Origin of the sequence: uncultured Allobosea sp. (assembly GCF_945957345.1) — a bacterium.
In the GTDB taxonomy this organism is placed as follows: Bacteria; Pseudomonadota; Alphaproteobacteria; order Rhizobiales; family Beijerinckiaceae; genus Allobosea.
Window position 1 is genome coordinate 62090 of the sequence record NZ_CAMFKW010000007.1, and the last position, 16233, is coordinate 78322.

Annotated in this window: 15 protein-coding genes; 12 read left to right on the forward strand and 3 right to left on the reverse strand. The window is 65.1% G+C overall.

The window, feature by feature from the left end; genetic code table 11:
• Window positions 1-6: 6 nt before the first annotated feature.
• A complete protein-coding gene (locus tag Q0Q36_RS05360) occupies window positions 7-1332 on the reverse strand; it encodes an aspartate aminotransferase family protein (RefSeq protein WP_293796163.1) in 1326 nt (441 codons plus the stop codon).
• Window positions 1333-1570: 238 nt separating this feature from the next.
• Here Q0Q36_RS05360 and Q0Q36_RS05365 point away from each other — a divergent pair, with 238 nt between their 5' ends.
• Window positions 1571-2461, forward strand: coding sequence for a MurR/RpiR family transcriptional regulator (locus tag Q0Q36_RS05365; protein ID WP_293796164.1), 891 nt, complete (start codon window positions 1571-1573; stop codon window positions 2459-2461).
• Here the strand turns inward: Q0Q36_RS05365 and Q0Q36_RS05370 are convergent.
• Window positions 2458-2646, reverse strand: a complete 189-nt coding sequence (locus Q0Q36_RS05370) for a hypothetical protein (protein ID WP_293796165.1) — start codon at window positions 2644-2646, stop codon at window positions 2458-2460. The genes Q0Q36_RS05365 and Q0Q36_RS05370 overlap by 4 nt on opposite strands.
• A gap of 388 nt (window positions 2647-3034) precedes the next feature.
• Window positions 3035-3928 (reverse strand): LysR substrate-binding domain-containing protein, encoded by an 894-nt coding sequence (locus tag Q0Q36_RS05375; RefSeq protein ID WP_293796166.1) that lies wholly within the window; start codon window positions 3926-3928, stop codon window positions 3035-3037.
• Window positions 3929-4034: 106 nt separating this feature from the next.
• Here Q0Q36_RS05375 and psrA point away from each other — a divergent pair, with 106 nt between their 5' ends.
• The 11 genes from psrA to Q0Q36_RS05430 all read left to right on the forward strand — a co-directional run bounded on the left by psrA (window position 4035) and on the right by Q0Q36_RS05430 (window position 16218).
• Window positions 4035-5123: an iron-containing alcohol dehydrogenase PsrA gene (gene psrA, locus Q0Q36_RS05380; protein ID WP_293796167.1), complete on the forward strand. Its 1089-nt coding sequence runs from the start codon at window positions 4035-4037 to the stop codon at window positions 5121-5123.
• Window positions 5124-5201: 78 nt separating this feature from the next.
• On the forward strand, window positions 5202-6077 hold the full coding sequence (gene phnD / locus Q0Q36_RS05385) for a phosphonate ABC transporter substrate-binding protein (protein WP_293796169.1): 876 nt from the start codon (window positions 5202-5204) through the stop codon (window positions 6075-6077).
• Window positions 6078-6091: 14 nt separating this feature from the next.
• Entirely contained in the window at window positions 6092-6901 is an 810-nt protein-coding gene (phnC, locus tag Q0Q36_RS05390; RefSeq protein WP_293796171.1) for a phosphonate ABC transporter ATP-binding protein, read from the forward strand.
• A 13-nt stretch (window positions 6902-6914) separates the two neighbouring features.
• Window positions 6915-7718: a phosphonate ABC transporter, permease protein PhnE gene (phnE, locus tag Q0Q36_RS05395; RefSeq protein WP_293796174.1), complete on the forward strand. Its 804-nt coding sequence runs from the start codon at window positions 6915-6917 to the stop codon at window positions 7716-7718.
• A 25-nt stretch (window positions 7719-7743) separates the two neighbouring features.
• On the forward strand, window positions 7744-8985 hold the full coding sequence (gene phnA / locus Q0Q36_RS05400; protein ID WP_293796176.1) for a phosphonoacetate hydrolase: 1242 nt from the start codon (window positions 7744-7746) through the stop codon (window positions 8983-8985).
• Between the two features lie 231 nt (window positions 8986-9216).
• Window positions 9217-10887: a peptide ABC transporter substrate-binding protein gene (locus tag Q0Q36_RS05405; RefSeq protein WP_293796177.1), complete on the forward strand. Its 1671-nt coding sequence runs from the start codon at window positions 9217-9219 to the stop codon at window positions 10885-10887.
• A 97-nt stretch (window positions 10888-10984) separates the two neighbouring features.
• A complete protein-coding gene (locus tag Q0Q36_RS05410; RefSeq protein WP_293796178.1) occupies window positions 10985-11938 on the forward strand; it encodes an ABC transporter permease in 954 nt (317 codons plus the stop codon).
• Complete coding sequence (locus tag Q0Q36_RS05415) at window positions 11935-12888, forward strand: ABC transporter permease (protein ID WP_293796179.1); 954 nt, start codon at window positions 11935-11937, stop codon at window positions 12886-12888. The genes Q0Q36_RS05410 and Q0Q36_RS05415 overlap by 4 nt, the downstream gene beginning before the upstream one ends.
• A gap of 341 nt (window positions 12889-13229) precedes the next feature.
• Window positions 13230-13913, forward strand: coding sequence for a GntR family transcriptional regulator (locus tag Q0Q36_RS05420; protein ID WP_293796181.1), 684 nt, complete (start codon window positions 13230-13232; stop codon window positions 13911-13913).
• 1 nt (window position 13914) lies between these two features.
• A complete protein-coding gene (locus tag Q0Q36_RS05425; RefSeq protein ID WP_293796183.1) occupies window positions 13915-15354 on the forward strand; it encodes an aldehyde dehydrogenase family protein in 1440 nt (479 codons plus the stop codon).
• A 117-nt stretch (window positions 15355-15471) separates the two neighbouring features.
• Window positions 15472-16218 (forward strand): glucose 1-dehydrogenase, encoded by a 747-nt coding sequence (locus Q0Q36_RS05430; RefSeq protein WP_293796185.1) that lies wholly within the window; start codon window positions 15472-15474, stop codon window positions 16216-16218.
• Window positions 16219-16233 lie beyond the last annotated feature (15 nt).

The following is a 16233-nucleotide window of genomic DNA, read 5'->3' on the forward strand; positions in this document are numbered from 1 at the left end:
CCGGGCTCAGCCCTTGACCGCCGCGTCGATCGCGCCGCCGATCCGCTCGACGATCTGGTCGATCTCTTCGGGGCTGATGATGTAGGGCGGCGCCAGCAGGACATGGTCGCCCAGGCGTCCGTCGATCGTGCCGCCCATCGGGTAGCACAGCAGCCCGCGCGCCATCGCCTCCTTCTTGATCCGGGCATGAATCTTCAACGCCGGATCGAAGGGCGTCTTGGTCTCCTTGTCGGCGACGATCTCGATGCCGCGGAACAGGCCGCGCCCGCGGATATCGCCAACATGGGCATGCTGGCCGAGGCGAGCGTCCAGCCCGGCCTGGAGGCGTTCACCCATCAGGCGGACGTTTTCCATCATCTCCGGCTGCGAGATCAGCTCGACGACCTTGAGCGCCGCCGCCGCCGCCATCGGATGGCAGATATAGGTATGGCCGTGCTGGAAGAGCCCAGAGCCTTCCGCGAAGGAGCGATAGATCTTGTCGGAAAGCAGCACGGCGCCGATCGGCTGGTAGCCGCCGCCGAGCCCCTTGGCGATGGTGAGGAGATCGGGCGAGATGCCCTCCTGTTCGCAGGCGAACAGCGTGCCGGTGCGGCCCATGCCGCACATCACCTCGTCGAGGATCAGCAGGACGCCGTACTTGTCGCAGACGTGACGGATGCGGGCGAAGTAGTCCGCGACCGGGCCGACCGCGCCGAGCGTCGCGCCGACCACCGGCTCGGCGATGAAGGCGATGACCTCGTCCGCGCCGAGCTCCAGGATCTTGGCCTCGAGCTCGTCGGCGAGCCGGGCGGCATAGGCCTCAGGCGTCTCGCCGTCTTTCTGGTCGCGATAGGCATAGCACGGCGAGACATGGTGGGTTTCGGGCAGTATCGGCTGGAACTGCGCCCGTCGCCAGGCATTGCCGCCGGCGGCGAGCGCGCCCAGCGTGTTGCCGTGGTAGCTCTGCCGGCGTGCGATGAAATGTCGGCGCTGCGGCTGGCCGATCTCGACGAAATATTGCCGCGCCATCTTCATCGCGGCCTCGACGGCCTCGGAGCCGCCGGAGACGAGATAAACGTAATCGAGCCCCTCCGGCGCCAGGTCGATCAGCTTGTCGGCCAGCTCCTCTGCGACATCGGTGGTGAAGAAGGAGGTGTGCGCGTAGGCGATGCGGTCCATCTGCGCACGCATCGCCGCCATGACCTCGGGATGGCCGTGGCCGAGGCAGGAGACGGCAGCGCCGCCCGAGCCGTCGATATAGCTGCGCCCGTCGGCGTCGGTGATGGTAACCCCGTGCCCCGCGACAGCTTGCGGCAGGCTGCCGCCGATCGAGCGATGGAGAATCCTGGTCATCTCGGCATTCCCGGATTGGCGCGGGCAGACCGCCGCGGCGCGCAGCCTCATGACATGCTCTGCAACGAAATGCAACATTTGTTTTATGTGATACAAATATGAAACGATTGACTTCTAAACTGTTGCAGCAGAACACTGCGTTGCAACACCCTCCCGGCTGAGGGAAAACGGAAAAACCGTTTGAAATCCGTCCGCCGCGCGGGAATGGTCGCGGCCGGACAAAGAGGGCTCGATTCAAATGTTGCAGGCCGATCCCTTGCGCGAACGCATCGTCAGCCTCTTCGACGCCATGTCCCCGCAATTGCGGCAGGCGGCGCGCTACATCATCGAGCACCCGCAGGAGGTCGCGCTGGTCTCGATGCGGGAGCTCGCCCGCAATGCCGGCGTGCAGCCCTCGACCATGACCCGGCTCGCCAAGTTCCTCGGCCTCGCCGGTTATGACGACATCCGCGCCCATCACGCCGAAGCGATCCGCTTCCGCGTGGACGGCTTCGCCGCCCGCGCCATGCAGACCGAGGAGAGCGAAGAGGACATGGCGGCGGCACAATTGTCGCGCCGCATGTTGCAGGGCCTCGCCGCGCAGATCGCGCGATTGACGGAACCCGCCTCGCTCGAACGCCTCACCGCCGCCGCGGACCGGCTGGCACAGGCCCGCCGCATCTTCGTGCTCGGCCTGCGCTCATGCCATTCGGTGGCCTGGCATTTCCATTACGTGATGACGCTGCTCGGCGAGAAGACCATCCATCTCGACGGCCCGGCCGACACGGTCGGCGACGGGCTGATCCGCGCCGGCGCGCAGGATGTCCTGCTCGCCATCTCGATCAACCCCTATGCGTTGCACAGCCTGGAGCTGGCGCAGCTCGCCCGCGAGAAGGGCCTCGGCATCATCGCGATTACCGATAGCGAGGTTTCGCCGCTGGTCGGCCTCGCCGATATCGCGATCCTCTGCTCGACCGAGAGCCAGAGCTTCTTCCACACACTGGCGCCGGCGCTGGCCATCTCCGAGGTGCTCTGCGGCCTGCTCGCCAACAAGGATCGCACGGCGGCGCTCGCCGCGCTCCAGCGCGCCGACCGCCACCTGCTCTCGCTCAACACCTATGCGACGGCCATTCCTCGCAGAAGAATCTAGCCCGCTGGGACGAGCTCGCCCCTAAGGCTTGCACCGATCTGGCGAGATGCCGGCGAACAGGTGATCTCGACGAAATCGCCGTCGACGGTGACGTTCTCGATGAGCGGTCCCTGGCTGGAATAATGGCGACCCTGCTTCAGCGCATCGACCAGCGCCTGCGGCTCGTTGGCCTCGGCCTTCACCATGACCCAGCCGCCGAAGGCATCGCGGTTGCGGTCGGTCTCGATGACCCAATGGGCATCGTCGCAGGCGAGCGCATCGATGCGCCGGCCGGTGTTGAGGATGTCTTCGAGATAGTAGGAGCCGCCGCCGCGTCCGTTCAGGGCCTGGCTGGTATGGTTGTAGACCTCGATCGCATGCGCGTCGGGGATCGAGGCGGCATCGCCATGTTGAATTTAGGCGTTTCTCGGTCTGATTCTTAGCAGGCTGCCGGGCACCTCAAATACGAAATTCCCATATGATAGATAGCAATTTTCTATGTATTCGACAGTGCTCATCGGATGTGACGCGGGATGAAAATCAGGGGAATGCGGAGGGCGACGCAACGCTCGTCGCGCCTCCATCACCACCGAACTAGGCGTGGTGTATCCCGAGGGCGAAGGCATCACGCGTGCGATGCACGACGTCGAGAAACGCCTTGATGATCCGGCTCGACTCGCGCTGCTTCAGCACGACGACATGGGCATAGGTGTAGACCTCGGCCCCCTCGATCCGGACCAGCTTCAGGTTCTCGTCCGGCACGAACTCCGCCTCGGAGACATAGCTGATGCCGAGGCCGTGGATCACTGCCTCGCGGATCGCTTCGCGGCTGCCGATCTCCATCACCAGGCGCGGCTTCGTCCCCGTCCCGGCGAGAGCCTCCTCGAAGGCGCGCCGCGTCGTCGAACCTTGCTCGCGCACGATCATCGGTTCGCCTTCCAGCTCCGCCAGCCGGATGCTGTCACACGCGCCGAAACGGTGGTCCCGCCGCACGAACACGGCCACGGGATGGCGTCTGTAGGGGATGGTCAGCAGCCGGTCGTCCTCGTCGATATAGGCGAGCACGGCGACGTCGCAGCGATAGCTGGCGAGATCGTCGAGGACCTCGGCGGAGTTGCCGAGCTTCACGGCGAGCTCGATCTCCGGATACGCCTGGTTGAAGGCTGCCAGCATCTCCGTGACGTGGAAGGGGCCGACCGCGCTGATCGAGAGGCGTCCGGTGCGCAGCTCGCGGGTCTCCGACAGGAAGGCGAGCACCTCGGCCTCCTCGGCGAAGAGGCGGGTGGTGATGGCGAGAAGCTGGCGGCCGGTATTGCTGAGCTCCCGGCGCCGGCCGCGCTTGACGAAGAGCTCGACCCCAAACTCCTCCTCCAGCGCGCCGACCTGGGCCGTCAAGGTCGGCTGGCTGATGTGGAAGGCGTCCGCGGCGGCGTTGAAGCCGCCCGAACTGGCCACGAGGTGGAACGATCTGAGCTGGGTGTAACGCATAGCAAAAATCTATCCAATCGGATCAAAAAATCAATTTGTTATAAGAACGAGCTTCTGTGAGCATCCTCGCAACAGGCCGGAAAGGCGCATTGCGAGGATCGACCGCATGAACTGGGCTTATTGGAATCCCGTAAGAATCCGCTTCGGATCCGACCTGCTCGACGAGGTCGCGAAGCTGATCGGCAAGCGCCGCTGGGCGCTCGTCACCTACGACCAGCCGATCTTCCGCGGGCTCTCGGCTCGATTGACCGCGGTAGCCGGCGCGCCGGTGGTGTCGATCACCAATATCGAGACGAATCCGGACTGCGCCGATCTCGCCTTGTCCTGCCGCCGGTTCGGCGCGGCGGAGCCGGCCGAGGTCATCGTCGCGCTCGGCGGCGGCTCGATGATCGATGCCGCGAAGGTGCTGGCCGCCTGCGACGGCGATTTCGAGACGGTGCGCCGCCATCTCGTCGAGAAGACGCCGCTCGACGAAAGCACGATCATCCCGATCATCGCCGTGCCGACGACGGCCGGCACCGGCAGCGAGGTCACCTCCTGGGCGACGGTCTGGGACGCCGCCAATGGCAGCAAATACTCGCTCGCCCATCCCCGGCTCTACCCGGAAACCGCAGTGCTCGATCCCGCGCTGACGGTCGGCGCGCCGCGCGGGCTGACGCTCGCGACTGGGCTCGACGCCCTGTCCCATGCGCTCGAAAGCATCTGGAACGTCAACGGCAATCCGGTCTCGGCCAATTACGCCGTCGAGGCTGCCAGGGAGATCATCGACACCTTGCCGCGCCTGCTGGAGCGCCTCGACGATGGCGAACTTCGGGCCCGGCAGATGCGCGCCAGCCTGCTCGCCGGCATGGCCTTCTCGAACACCAAGACCGCGCTCGCGCACAATATCTCCTACGACATCACGCTGAAGAGCGGCACGATCCACGGCATCGCCTGCTCCTTCTCGCTGCCGATCGTGATGCGCTGGGCGATGGGCGCCCAGCCGCAATGCGACGCTGCGCTGCGCCGTATCTTCGGCCCGGACCTTGAAGCCGGAGCCGAGCGGCTCGGTGCCTTCCTGCGCAATCTCGGCGTCTCGACCGACCCCACCGCCTACGGCGTCTCAGCCGTCGAGTGGAACCGCCTCGTCGGCAGGGCGCTGGAAGGCGAGCGCGGCCGCAACTTCATCGGAAGGCAGGCGGCCATGGCCGCCTGAGAGCAAGCAACGGGCAACGACGCCCGCAACGGTTCACCGGCAGATCAAGAGATCGCCGGATCATCTCGGGAGGATGACATGACCATTTCGCGTCGGACGATTCTGAAGAGCTCACTGGCCGCGGGTGCGGTGCTGGCGACGCCGGGCCTCGTGAAGGCCCAACCGAAACAGGTCCGCGTCGGGCTGATCCCGTCCGAGGATTCGCGGGCGATGCTGGAATCGAGCCAGCAGCTTCTCGATGCGCTGGAGAAGAACCTTGGCATCAAGGTCCAGGGCTTCGTCGCCTCGGACTATAACGGTGTGATCGAGGCGATGCGCTCGAACCATGTCGACGTCGCCTATCTCGGCCCGTTCTCCTATGTGCTCGGCACGACGGTCGCCGCCATCGAGGCCTTCGCGACGGCGGAGACGGCGAAATCCGGCCGGACCTTCTACCACAGCCAGATCATCGCCCGGAAAGACAGCGGCATCAAAGAGGTCAAGGATCTCAAGGGCCGCACCTTCGCCTTCGTCGATCCGTCCTCGACCTCCGGCCATCTCTTCCCGAAGGCCGGCCTGATGAAGCTCGGCTTCGATCCCGAGAAGGATTTCAGCCGCGTCCTCTTCACCGGCTCGCATGACGCCAATGCGCTCGCCGTCGCCAACAAGCGCGTCGATGCCGCGACGATCGCCGACCGCATCTTCGATGCGGCCGTGCAGAAGAAGCTGGTCGACCCCACAGAGATCCAGGTCGTCTGGCGCTCCGACCCGATCCCGGAATCGCCGACCTGCTGGCGCAAGAACCTGCCCGACGATCTGAAGAAGCAGATCAAGACGGCCTTCCTGAACATCCGGGACATCACCTGGGCGGATCAGGGCAAGCTCAACCGCTTCGTCGAGACCAATGACCAGGCCTACGACGTCATCCGCGAGACGGCGAAGGCGCTGAATCTCGACCTGACCAAGATGAAGTAGGCGGGGGAAGCGGCATGATCACGATCGAAGGCCTGAAGAAGTCCTATGCCGGCCGCCCGGTCCTGCAGGGCATCGACCTCAGCGTCAAGGCCGGCGAGTTCCTCGTCGTGCTCGGGCCCAGCGGCGCCGGCAAGTCGACGCTGTTGCGCTGCATCAACGGGCTGGCCCAGCCCGATGCCGGGCGCACCGTCATCGACGGCAAGGTGCTCGATCTGAAGCGGGGCGCCACCTGCAAACGGCCGGTCGCGATGATCTTCCAGCACCACAATCTGGTGAAGCGCCTCTCCGTGCTGAAGAATGTGTTGGTCGGCCGGATGGCCGGCCTGTCCTCCTTCCTGAGCATGCTCCAGCTCTTCCCGCGGGAGGATGTCGCCATCGCCCTGGATTGCCTGGCGCGGGTCGAGCTGGCCCATAAGGCGAACGCGCGCGGCGACCAGCTCTCCGGCGGCGAGCAGCAGCGCGTCGGCATCGCCCGCGCTCTGGCGCAGCAGCCGGCGGTGATCCTCTGCGACGAGCCGGTGGCCAGCCTCGACCCCAAGACCTCGCGGATCGTGCTGGGTTACCTTAAGGCGATCTGCAAGGCCGAAGGGATCGCCGTGATCTGCAACCTCCATCAGGTCGACTACGCCGTCGAGTTCGGCGAGCGCATCGTCGGCCTGAGCGGCGGCCGGGTGATCTTCGACGACACGCCCGATCATCTGACCTCGGAGATCGTTCACCAGATCTATCCCGGCCTCGAGGACCCCGGCATCAGCCGCGTGCTCAAGCCCCGCCCGGCGAGCCAGCCCGTGCTGGCGCCGATGATCGCCCCTGCAATCGCCTGACGGGAGGCTCCCTATGTCCTTCGGAACGCTGCAACTCGTCATTCGCCCGCCGCAGAACCGCTTCGGCTGGTGGGGCGTCGGTGCGATCGCGCTCGCCATCCTCGTCTTCCTGTGGTGGGCCGCGGTCGGCTCCCAGATCAACGCCGGCAATCTCTGGAACGGCATCCCCTATATGTGGGATTTCCTCGTCCGGATGGTGCCGCCCAACCCGGAATTCCTCGAACGGCTGTGGAAGCCGGCGCTGGAGAGCCTCCAGGTCGCGGTCTGGGGCACGCTCTTCGGCGTCGTCATCTCCTTGCCGATCTGCTTCTTCGCGGCACGGAACCTGAGCCCGAGCCCGGCGGTCTTCCATGCGACGCGGCAATTGCTCAACTGCATGCGCGGCATCAACGAGATCATCCTGGCGTTGATCTTCGTCGCCGCCATCGGCCTTGGCCCCTTCGCCGGCGTGCTCGCGCTCGCCATCCATGGCGCCGGCATGCTCGGCAAGTTCTTCGCCGAGGCGATGGAGGATATCGACGAGGGGCCGCTGGAGGCTTTCCGCTCGGCCGGCGTGGGTCCGTTCAAGACCTTCTTCTTCGGCGTGCTGCCCCAGGTCCTGCCGACCTGGCTCGGGACGATCTTCTACCGGCTGGAGACCAATGTCCGGCAGTCGACGGTGCTCGGCATGGTCGGCGCCGGCGGTATCGGCTTCGAGCTCGTCTCTTCGATGAAGCTGTTCAAGTACCAGGACACCGCCACCTGCATTCTCGTCATCCTGGCGATGGTGCTGGTGGCCGATCTTGTTTCGTCCCGCGTCAGGGCGCTGATCCGCTGATCGGGGCCGACGCAAGGAGTTGGTGATGAACGTGCATTCTTCGGTTGGCTCTGACGTCGTTGCGAACGGCCGCGCCTATTCCCGCCCGGTTCGCCCGACGGTGGTGATCTGCATGGACGGCTCGGAGCCGGCCTATATCGAGGCGGCGAGCGCCAAGGGCCTGACGCCCAACCTCGACCGGATCATGAAGACCGGCGCCAGCACCCATGCCTATTCGGTGATCCCGAGCTTCACCAACCCGAACAATCTCTCGATCATCACCGGCCGCCCGCCGGCCTGGCACGGCATCGCCGGCAACTTCTTCTACGACCGCGAGGCCAGGGAAGAGGTGATGATGAACGATGCCCGCTTCCTGCGGGCGCCGACCATCCTGGCCGAGTTCCAGAAGGCCGGCTTCAAGGTCGCGATGGTCACCGCCAAGGACAAGCTGCGCACCCTGCTCGGCAAGGGGCTCGACTTCGCCTCCGGCTCGGCAATCGCCTTCTCCTCGGAGAAGGCCGACAAGGCCAATAGGCCTGAGAACGGCATCGAGAACGTGCTCGATTTCGTCGGCATGCCCGTGCCGTCGGTCTATTCGGCCGATCTCTCGGAGTTCGTCTTCGCCGCCGGCGTCAAGCTGCTCGAGACCTTCAAGCCGGACCTGATGTATCTCTCGACCACCGACTATGTGCAGCACAAGGCCGGCCCCGGCTCGGAGATGGCGGACTCGTTCTACGCCATGTTCGACGCTTATGTCGGCAAGCTCGACGCGCTCGGTTGCACGCTGGTCATCACCGCCGATCACGGCATGAACGACAAGCATCTCGCCAATGGCGAGCCGGATGTCGTCTATCTCCAGAGCCTGATGGACGAGTGGTACGGCCGGGGCACGATGCGCGTGATCCTGCCGATCACCGACCCCTATGTCGTGCATCACGGCGCGCTCGGCTCCTTCGCCACGGTCTACCTGCCTGATGGCGCCAGCCTGGAAGAGGTCGCGGCCCGCATCTCCGGCCTTGACGGCATCGCCGAGGTGATCGCGATCTCGAACTCCACCGCCTATGGTCTCTCTTCCGGCATCTGCACCAACCGCTACGATTACATCCAGCGGCTCATTGCGGAGCTGAAGGTCGGCACGGTCAATCTCTGGGAGGTCCCGGGCTACCGGATCGAGATGTCCCCCTTCGGCGGCATCAAGGATTCCGGCCTCGGCTACAAGGAGGGTGTTGTCGAGGCCATGAAGTCCTTCACCAACGTCAAGACGTGGTCGATGCCCTGGACCGCGTGAACTGACCGGAGCCGATCGTAAACACCGGCGGAACGTCCGGTTTCCGGCGAGTCTTTCTCGGCTCGGTTCGAGGCTGCCGGGCGTGGATTCAACCTCCGATCGGCGATTGCGTCGGGCGAAGCGATCGCAATACTCTCGCGCCAGCAGCCGGCCTCGCAAAGCCGGCAGGCAAGGTCCAGTGTCGCCGCTCGGCGACGTGGTAAATCCTAGAATGACGCCGGAGGTGATTTTATGATTTTCAGGACGACACTGGCCGCATTGGGCGTTGCAGGTTTGATGATGACCGCTGCGCCGGCGCAGGCGGCCAAAGATCAGCTGACCATCGGGGTCGCGCAATTCCCCTCGACGCTCCATCCCAATATCGACGCCGAAGTGATCAAGTCCTATACGCTGGGCTTCGTCATCCGCAACATCACGGCGTTCGACAAGGACTGGAAGAACACCTGCCTGAGCTGCACCGAGCTTCCCAGCGTGAAGAACGGCACGGCCAAGATCATCGACCTCCCCAATGGCGGCAAGGGCATGGAGGTCACGATCAAGCTGAAGCCGGACCTGAAATGGGCCGACGGCAAGCCCGTCACGACCAAGGATCTGGAGTTCACCTGGCGTATTGCGCGCGATCCGAAGACCGGCTTCTCCAATTCCCAGCCCTGGACCCGGGCCGTCAAGGTCGACATCGTCGACGCGACCACGGCGGTGCTGACGCTCGACAAGGTGCTGTCGTCCTACAATGAATGGGACCAGATTCTGCCGGAGCATATCGAGGGGCCCGTCTACGAGAAGGCCAAGGAGGCGGGCGACTACGTCAAGCAGACGACCTACGCCCGCAACCCGACCACGCCCGGCCTGTATAATGGCCCCTATATGGTCACCGGCTATACCTCCGGGTCCCAGGTCGTGCTCGAGCCCAATCCGTATTGGGCCGGCACCAAGCCCGGTTTCAAGCGCATCATCCTCAAGCTGATCGAGAACACCGCGGCCCTGCAGGCCAATCTCCTCTCGGGCGATGTCGACATGATCGGCGGCGAGGGCGTCGGCCTCTCGATCGATCAGGTTCTGGAGCTGCGCAAGCAGCATCCCGATCGCTTCGAGTACTTGTTCAAGCCGAGCCTGAACTACGAGCATATCGACCTGCAGAACGGCAACCCGCTGCTGAAGGATCTGCGGGTCCGGCAGGCCCTGATCTACTCGGCCGATCGCAAGACGCTGACCGACCGTCTGTTCCAGGGGCTGCAGCCGGTGGCCGATACCTGGGTCAACCCGCTCAGCGCCAACTTTACGAAGGACACGCTGCACTATCCCTTCGATCTGGCCAAGGCGAAGGCGCTTCTGGCCGAGGCCGGCTGGAAGCCGGGTCCCGACGGGATCTGCCGCGACGCCGCAGGCACGCGCCTGTCGCTGGAATTCGGCACCACGGCGGGCAACCGCCTGCGCGAGTTGCAGCAGGCCGTGCTGCAGAACAACTGGAAGGCTGCCTGCATCGAAGTGCGCATCAAGAACGAGCCGGCGCGTACCTTCTTCGGCGAGACCATGAAGAAGCGCACCTATGGCGGGCTGGCGATGTACGCCTGGTCGAGCAGCGTGACGGAATCGCCGCGCCGGACGCTGGCGAGCGACAACATTCCGACCGAGGCCAATGGCTGGGGCGGCGCCAACTATATCAACTTCTCCAACTCGCGCATGGACGAGCTCATCACCAAGGCCGAATCCGCCCTCGACCCGGAGGAAGCCAAGGCACTCTGGGCCGAGATGGAGCAGATCTACGCCAAGGAACTGCCTGTCATCCCGCTGTTCTTCCGCTCCGAGGCCCATGTCTATCCGAAATGGCTGAAGGGCTACGAGCCGACCGGACATGGCCATTACGGTTCGATGTTCAGCGAGAACTGGCGCGCCGCCGAGTGATCGGACCAGTTGTGAGCCTTAAGGCGGTCGCTACAACGCGGCCGCTGAACGTCATGCTGCGGCGCGCGCAGGTGCGCCGCGATAGGGAGTTGGGTTGATGGCATCCTTCATCACCCGCCGGCTGCTGCAGACCTTCGTGGTACTGCTGGTGATGTCGTTCGTGATCTACGGTCTGATGGGGCTGATGCCAGGCGACCCCGTCGACGTCATGGCGGCGAGCCAGCCCGGCATGACGCCTGAGGTGATGGCCAATCTCAGGGCGATCTATGGGCTCGATCAACCGCTCATGGTTCGCTATGCGCGCTGGCTGATGGCGGTCATGAGCGGCGATTTCGGCTTTTCGCGCACGCATGCGCGGCCCGTGCTGGAGGTTTTGACCCCGGCCCTGCTGCAAACCTGCAAGCTCATGCTGGCGAGCTTCACCCTCAGCGTGATCCTGTCGTTGATCCTGGGTGTCTCCTCGGCGCTGAAGCCGGGCGGCTGGGTCGACGGTTTCGTCAGCCTGTTCGCCTTCGCCGGGATCTCGGTGCCGATCTTCTGGCTCGCGCTCGTACTGATCCTGACCTTCGCGGTCGGGCTGCAATGGCTGCCGGCGAGCGGCATGGGGCAGGTGGGCGATTTCGGCTTCTGGGATCAGGTCCGGCATCTCACGCTGCCGGTCCTGGCCCTGACGCTGGCCAATACCGGGCAGTTCACCCGCTATGTCCGCGCGGCGATGATCGAGACGCTGCAGATGGATTTCGTCCGGACGGCACGGGCGAAAGGGAGCGGCAGCCGGCGCGTCATCTTCGTTCATGCACTGCGCAACGCCATGGTGCCTTTCGTGACGATCATGGCCCTGAGCTTCGGCTCATTGTTTTCCGGCGCCTTGGTCACCGAGACGATGTTCGCGCAGATGGGCATGGGCAAGATGATCTATGACTCCATCCTGTCCAACGACTTCAACCTCGCTCTGATCGGATTGCTGTTTGCGACGTTCACGACGCTGATGGCCAATCTTCTGGCCGATCTGGCCTATGTCGCCCTCGACCCGCGGATTCGACTGGAATGACCACCCTGGACAAGCCGATGGCGCAAGGCGGGCATGCCCAGCCGAATTCGGCCGATACGCAATCGATCTGGGCACTGCGCTGGCGTCGCTTCCGCGGGCACCGCACCGGCGTCGCGAGCCTTGTCGTGCTGGCTCTGCTGATCGTGTTCTGCCTGATGGCGGGGCCGCTGGAAGCCTGGCGCGGCATCGACGCGACGCAGACCGACCTGTTCAAGCGCTATTTGCCGATCTCGGCCGAGCATTGGCTCGGGACCGACGATGCCGGACGCGACGTGCTGGCAAGGCTGATGTATGGCGGGCAAGTTTCGCTGCTGGTCGGCTTGCTGGCGACCATCATCGGCGGCGTCTTCGGGGTCTCGCTCGGCCTGCTTGCTGGCTATTATGGCGGCCGTCTCGACAATGCCCTGATGCGGCTGACCGACGGGATGATCGCCCTGCCGCTGTTGCCGCTGCTGATCGTGCTCGGCGCGGTCGATCTGACAAAGCTCGGCTTCTCCACCGAGGCCGCCCATTCGCAATCGGTCGCCTTCTGGCGGATCATCCTGATCATCGCCCTGGTCGACTGGACGGCGATCGCCCGGATCGTCCGGGCCGCCACCCTCTCGGTCAAGGAGCGCGACTATGTCAGCGCGGCGCGCGGCAGCGGCGCGAACGCGCTCTACATCATGGCGCGGCATATCCTGCCCAACACGATCACGCCGATCATCGTGGCCTTCACCCTGACCGTCGGGCGCGTCATCCTGTTCGAGTCGGTGCTGAGCTTTCTCGGATTCGGCATCGTGCCGCCGACGCCGAGCTGGGGCAACATGCTCAACAACGCCCAGGAGCTCGTGACGACCGCGCCGGCTCTGGCGATCTATCCGGGACTCCTGATCTTCGTCACGGTGATCGCCGTCAATTTCCTCGGCGACGCCATGCAGCACGCTTTCGATCCGCGGTCGGAGAAATAACGCGGAGGCTCACAGGCACGCCGTAAAGCCAGGCAGTATCGCCATCGTCGATGTAAGCTTCTCCGTAACGACTAGGGAGGTGATGTCGAGGAGGCTGCGCTTGATCCTAAGGGCGGGGCCGCCGCGGTGATGTCCGCTTTTAGGCGGCTTCATAAACTCCGCTCGTGGCGTGGCAGGAGCCGGTAGCCGACATCCGTGAGCGTACCCGCGTACACTGCCGGCATGCGTGCAGCGCTTCGATCTCGCGGCTGCAGGGGCAACTGCGCGGAGTCACTCAACCGTCAGTCGATATTGACAGGTCTTGTATCCTGGATACGATTTCGCGGATCTTGGAGAAACCGATGGACCAGGTGCTCGAATGGCGCAGCCAGTCGCGCCTTCTCGACGAGGTGGCGCAGGCGCTGCGCGAGCGCATCTATGCCGGCGTCTATGCGCCCGGCGCCACGCTCCGGCAGGAACGGATCGCCGCCGAGTTCGGCATCAGCCGGACGCCACTGCGCGAGGCGTTCCGCGTCCTGGAGCGCGACGGCCTCGTCGTGAACAAGCCGGGTAGCGGCGTCAGGGTTGCGACGGCCGACCTGCCGAAGCTGCTCGACGCCTATGCCGTCCGCGAAGCGATGGACGGCGTCGCGGCCCGCAATGCCGCGGAGCGGGCGACGCCAGCCGAGATCGAGCAGCTCACCAAGCTGGTCGATCTCCAGAAGAAGCTGATCACGGACTGGAATCCGAGCGCCTATTCCCAGTCGAATGTCGATTTCCACCTGATGATCATCAGCGTCGCCAGGAACGCGTCGCTGGCTGCACTGGTACCGCTCCTGCACCTGACGTCGCAGGTGTTCGCGCCGGCCTTCGCCCTCTCGAGCGAGCGGGCGAGCGCGGCCGTGGCCGAGCATGTCGTGATCCTCGACGCGATCCAGAAACGCAACCCCGACGAGGCCGAGCGCGTGGCGCGGGCTCATATCCATGCGACGGCTGTCCGCCTCAAGGCGCAGCTCGCCGTGCAGAAGAAGACGACCGAGGCCTGACGTGAAGACCTACCGCAATTTCATCGCCAACGAATGGCGCGATGCCGTCGACGGAGAGCATATCGACGTGCGCAATCCCTCGACCGGCCAGGTTCTGGCCAGGCTGGCGCGCGGCCGACGGGAGGATGTCGATCTCGCGGTCGCCGCTGCCCGGCAGGCGCTGTCTGGCGAATGGGGGCGCCTGACCGCGACGGAGCGCGGCCGCATCCTGACCCGGATCGCGGCCGGCGTGCTCCGCGATATCGACCTCTTGACCGAGATCGAGGCGCGCGATGTCGGCAAGCCGCTGACGCAGGCGCGCGCCGATGTCGTCGCGCTCGCCCGCTATTGCGAGTTCTACGGCGCCTCCGCCGACAAGGTGCATGGCGACACCATTCCCTATCAGAACGGTTTCACCGTCCTGACGATCTATGAGCCGCACGGCGTCACCGGACATATCATCCCGTGGAACTATCCGATGCAGATCCTCGGCCGCAGCCTCGGCGCGGCGCTGGCCATGGGCAATGCCGCGGTGGTCAAGCCGGCGGAGGAAGCCTGCCTGACCATCCTCGAATTCGCGCGGATCGCGCAGGAAGAAGGTTTGCCGGCCGGCGCGCTGAACATCGTCACGGGCTTCGGCGCCGAGGCCGGCGCGGCGCTCTCCGCGCACACCGATGTCAACCACATCTCGTTTACCGGCTCGGCCCGGACAGGCGAGATGGTGCAGACCGCCGCGGCCCGCAACGCGGTGCCGGTGACGCTGGAACTCGGCGGCAAGTCGGCCCAGGTCGTCTTCGCCGATGCAGATCTCGATCGCGCCGTGCCGTTCCTGATCAATGCCGGCATCCAGAATGCCGGCCAGACCTGCTCGGCCTCCTCCCGCATCCTCGTCGAGCGCTCGGTCTATGAGGACGTGATCGCAAGGATGAGCGAGAAATACCGTGCGCTGAAGGTGGGGCCGGCCGAAGCCGATCTCTCCGTCGGTCCCGTGGTCTCCCAGCGCCAGAAGGCGATCATCGAGGATTTCCTTGGTGTCGCACGCAAGGACGGCCTGAAGGTCGCGGCGGAGGGCACGATCGTTGCCGATGCGCCGGCGGAAGGCGCCTATGTTGCGCCGACCCTGCTGCGCGACGTGCCCCCCGATCACCGGCTGGCGCAGGAAGAGATCTTCGGCCCGGTGCAGGTGATCATGCCCTTCGATACCGAGGAAGAGGCCTTGGCGCTCGCCAACGGCACGCCTTACGGGCTGGTCTGCGGCGTCTGGACGAGCGATGGCGGCCGGCAGTTGCGCATGGCGCGCGCTGCGCAGGCCGGCCAGGTCTTCATCAACAATTACGGTGCCGGCGGCGGCGTCGAGCTGCCCTTCGGCGGCGTCAAGAAATCGGGCCATGGCCGTGAGAAGGGTTTTGAGGCCCTCTACGGCTTCGCCAGCATGAAGACGATCTCGATCTTTCACGGGTGAGGCTGCTCCCGCGGCGCCCGGCGCTGCGGAAACGCCTCGACCGCTTGTCATCCATCACCCTCTTCCCGCGAGCTGGCGTTCGGCCCGTGCAAGAATAGTTTTGTCCCGGAGGTTCACGTGTCGTTGGACGGTCAGATCGCTCTCATCACAGGCGCGGGTTCAGGCTTCGGCGAGGGCATCGCACGGCGCTTCGTCGCTGGCGGCGCGAAGGTCGCGGTGCTCGACCGCGATGCGGCTGCTGCTGCTCGGGTCGCCAGGGAATTGGGCGACAGCGCCGTGGCCGTCACCGCCGATATCGCCAAGGAGGCTGATGTCGACGCCGCGATCGCCGCAACGCTGGCGCAATGGGGCCGCGTCGACATTCTCGTCAACAATGCCGGCATCGGCCACAAGCCGCAGAATGCCGAATTGGTCGAGCCGGCCGAGTTCGACCGCGTCGTCGGCGTGAACATCCGCGGCGTCTATCTCATGACCCACGGTCTGCTCCCGCATATGAAGGCGAATGGCGCCGGCGTCATCGTCAACATCGCTTCGACCGGCGCCAACCGGCCCCGTCCCAATCTCGCCTGGTACAATGCGACCAAGGGCTGGGTGGTCTCGGCGACCAAGGCGCTCGCCATCGAGCTCGCGCCGTTCAATATCCGCGTCGTCGCGCTCAATCCGGTGGCCGGCGAAACGCCGCTGCTCGCTACCTTCATGGGCGAGGACACCGAAGAAGTCCGGCAGCGCTTCCGCGCCTCGATCCCGCTCGGCCGCCTGCTGAAGCCGGAAGACCTGGCCGAAGCCGCCGCTTTCGTCGCCTCGCCGCAGGCCTCGATGATCACCGGCGTCGCGCTCGATGTCGATGGCGGCCGGTCGATCTAACCGGCAACAACAATT

Bases quoted from the DNA above. Each gene is read 5' to 3' on its own strand.
- Q0Q36_RS05360 (WP_293796163.1), bottom strand. From the start codon at position 1,332: ATGACCAGGATTCTCCATCGCTCGATCGGCGGCAGCCTGCCGCAAGCT.
- Q0Q36_RS05365 (WP_293796164.1), top strand. From the start codon at position 1,571: ATGTTGCAGGCCGATCCCTTGCGCGAACGCATCGTCAGCCTCTTCGAC.
- Q0Q36_RS05370 (WP_293796165.1), bottom strand. From the start codon at position 2,646: ATGGTGAAGGCCGAGGCCAACGAGCCGCAGGCGCTGGTCGATGCGCTG.
- Q0Q36_RS05375 (WP_293796166.1), bottom strand. From the start codon at position 3,928: ATGCGTTACACCCAGCTCAGATCGTTCCACCTCGTGGCCAGTTCGGGC.
- psrA (WP_293796167.1), top strand. From the start codon at position 4,035: ATGAACTGGGCTTATTGGAATCCCGTAAGAATCCGCTTCGGATCCGAC.
- phnD (WP_293796169.1), top strand. From the start codon at position 5,202: ATGACCATTTCGCGTCGGACGATTCTGAAGAGCTCACTGGCCGCGGGT.
- phnC (WP_293796171.1), top strand. From the start codon at position 6,092: ATGATCACGATCGAAGGCCTGAAGAAGTCCTATGCCGGCCGCCCGGTC.
- phnE (WP_293796174.1), top strand. From the start codon at position 6,915: ATGTCCTTCGGAACGCTGCAACTCGTCATTCGCCCGCCGCAGAACCGC.
- phnA (WP_293796176.1), top strand. From the start codon at position 7,744: ATGAACGTGCATTCTTCGGTTGGCTCTGACGTCGTTGCGAACGGCCGC.
- Q0Q36_RS05405 (WP_293796177.1), top strand. From the start codon at position 9,217: ATGATTTTCAGGACGACACTGGCCGCATTGGGCGTTGCAGGTTTGATG.
- Q0Q36_RS05410 (WP_293796178.1), top strand. From the start codon at position 10,985: ATGGCATCCTTCATCACCCGCCGGCTGCTGCAGACCTTCGTGGTACTG.
- Q0Q36_RS05415 (WP_293796179.1), top strand. From the start codon at position 11,935: ATGACCACCCTGGACAAGCCGATGGCGCAAGGCGGGCATGCCCAGCCG.
- Q0Q36_RS05420 (WP_293796181.1), top strand. From the start codon at position 13,230: ATGGACCAGGTGCTCGAATGGCGCAGCCAGTCGCGCCTTCTCGACGAG.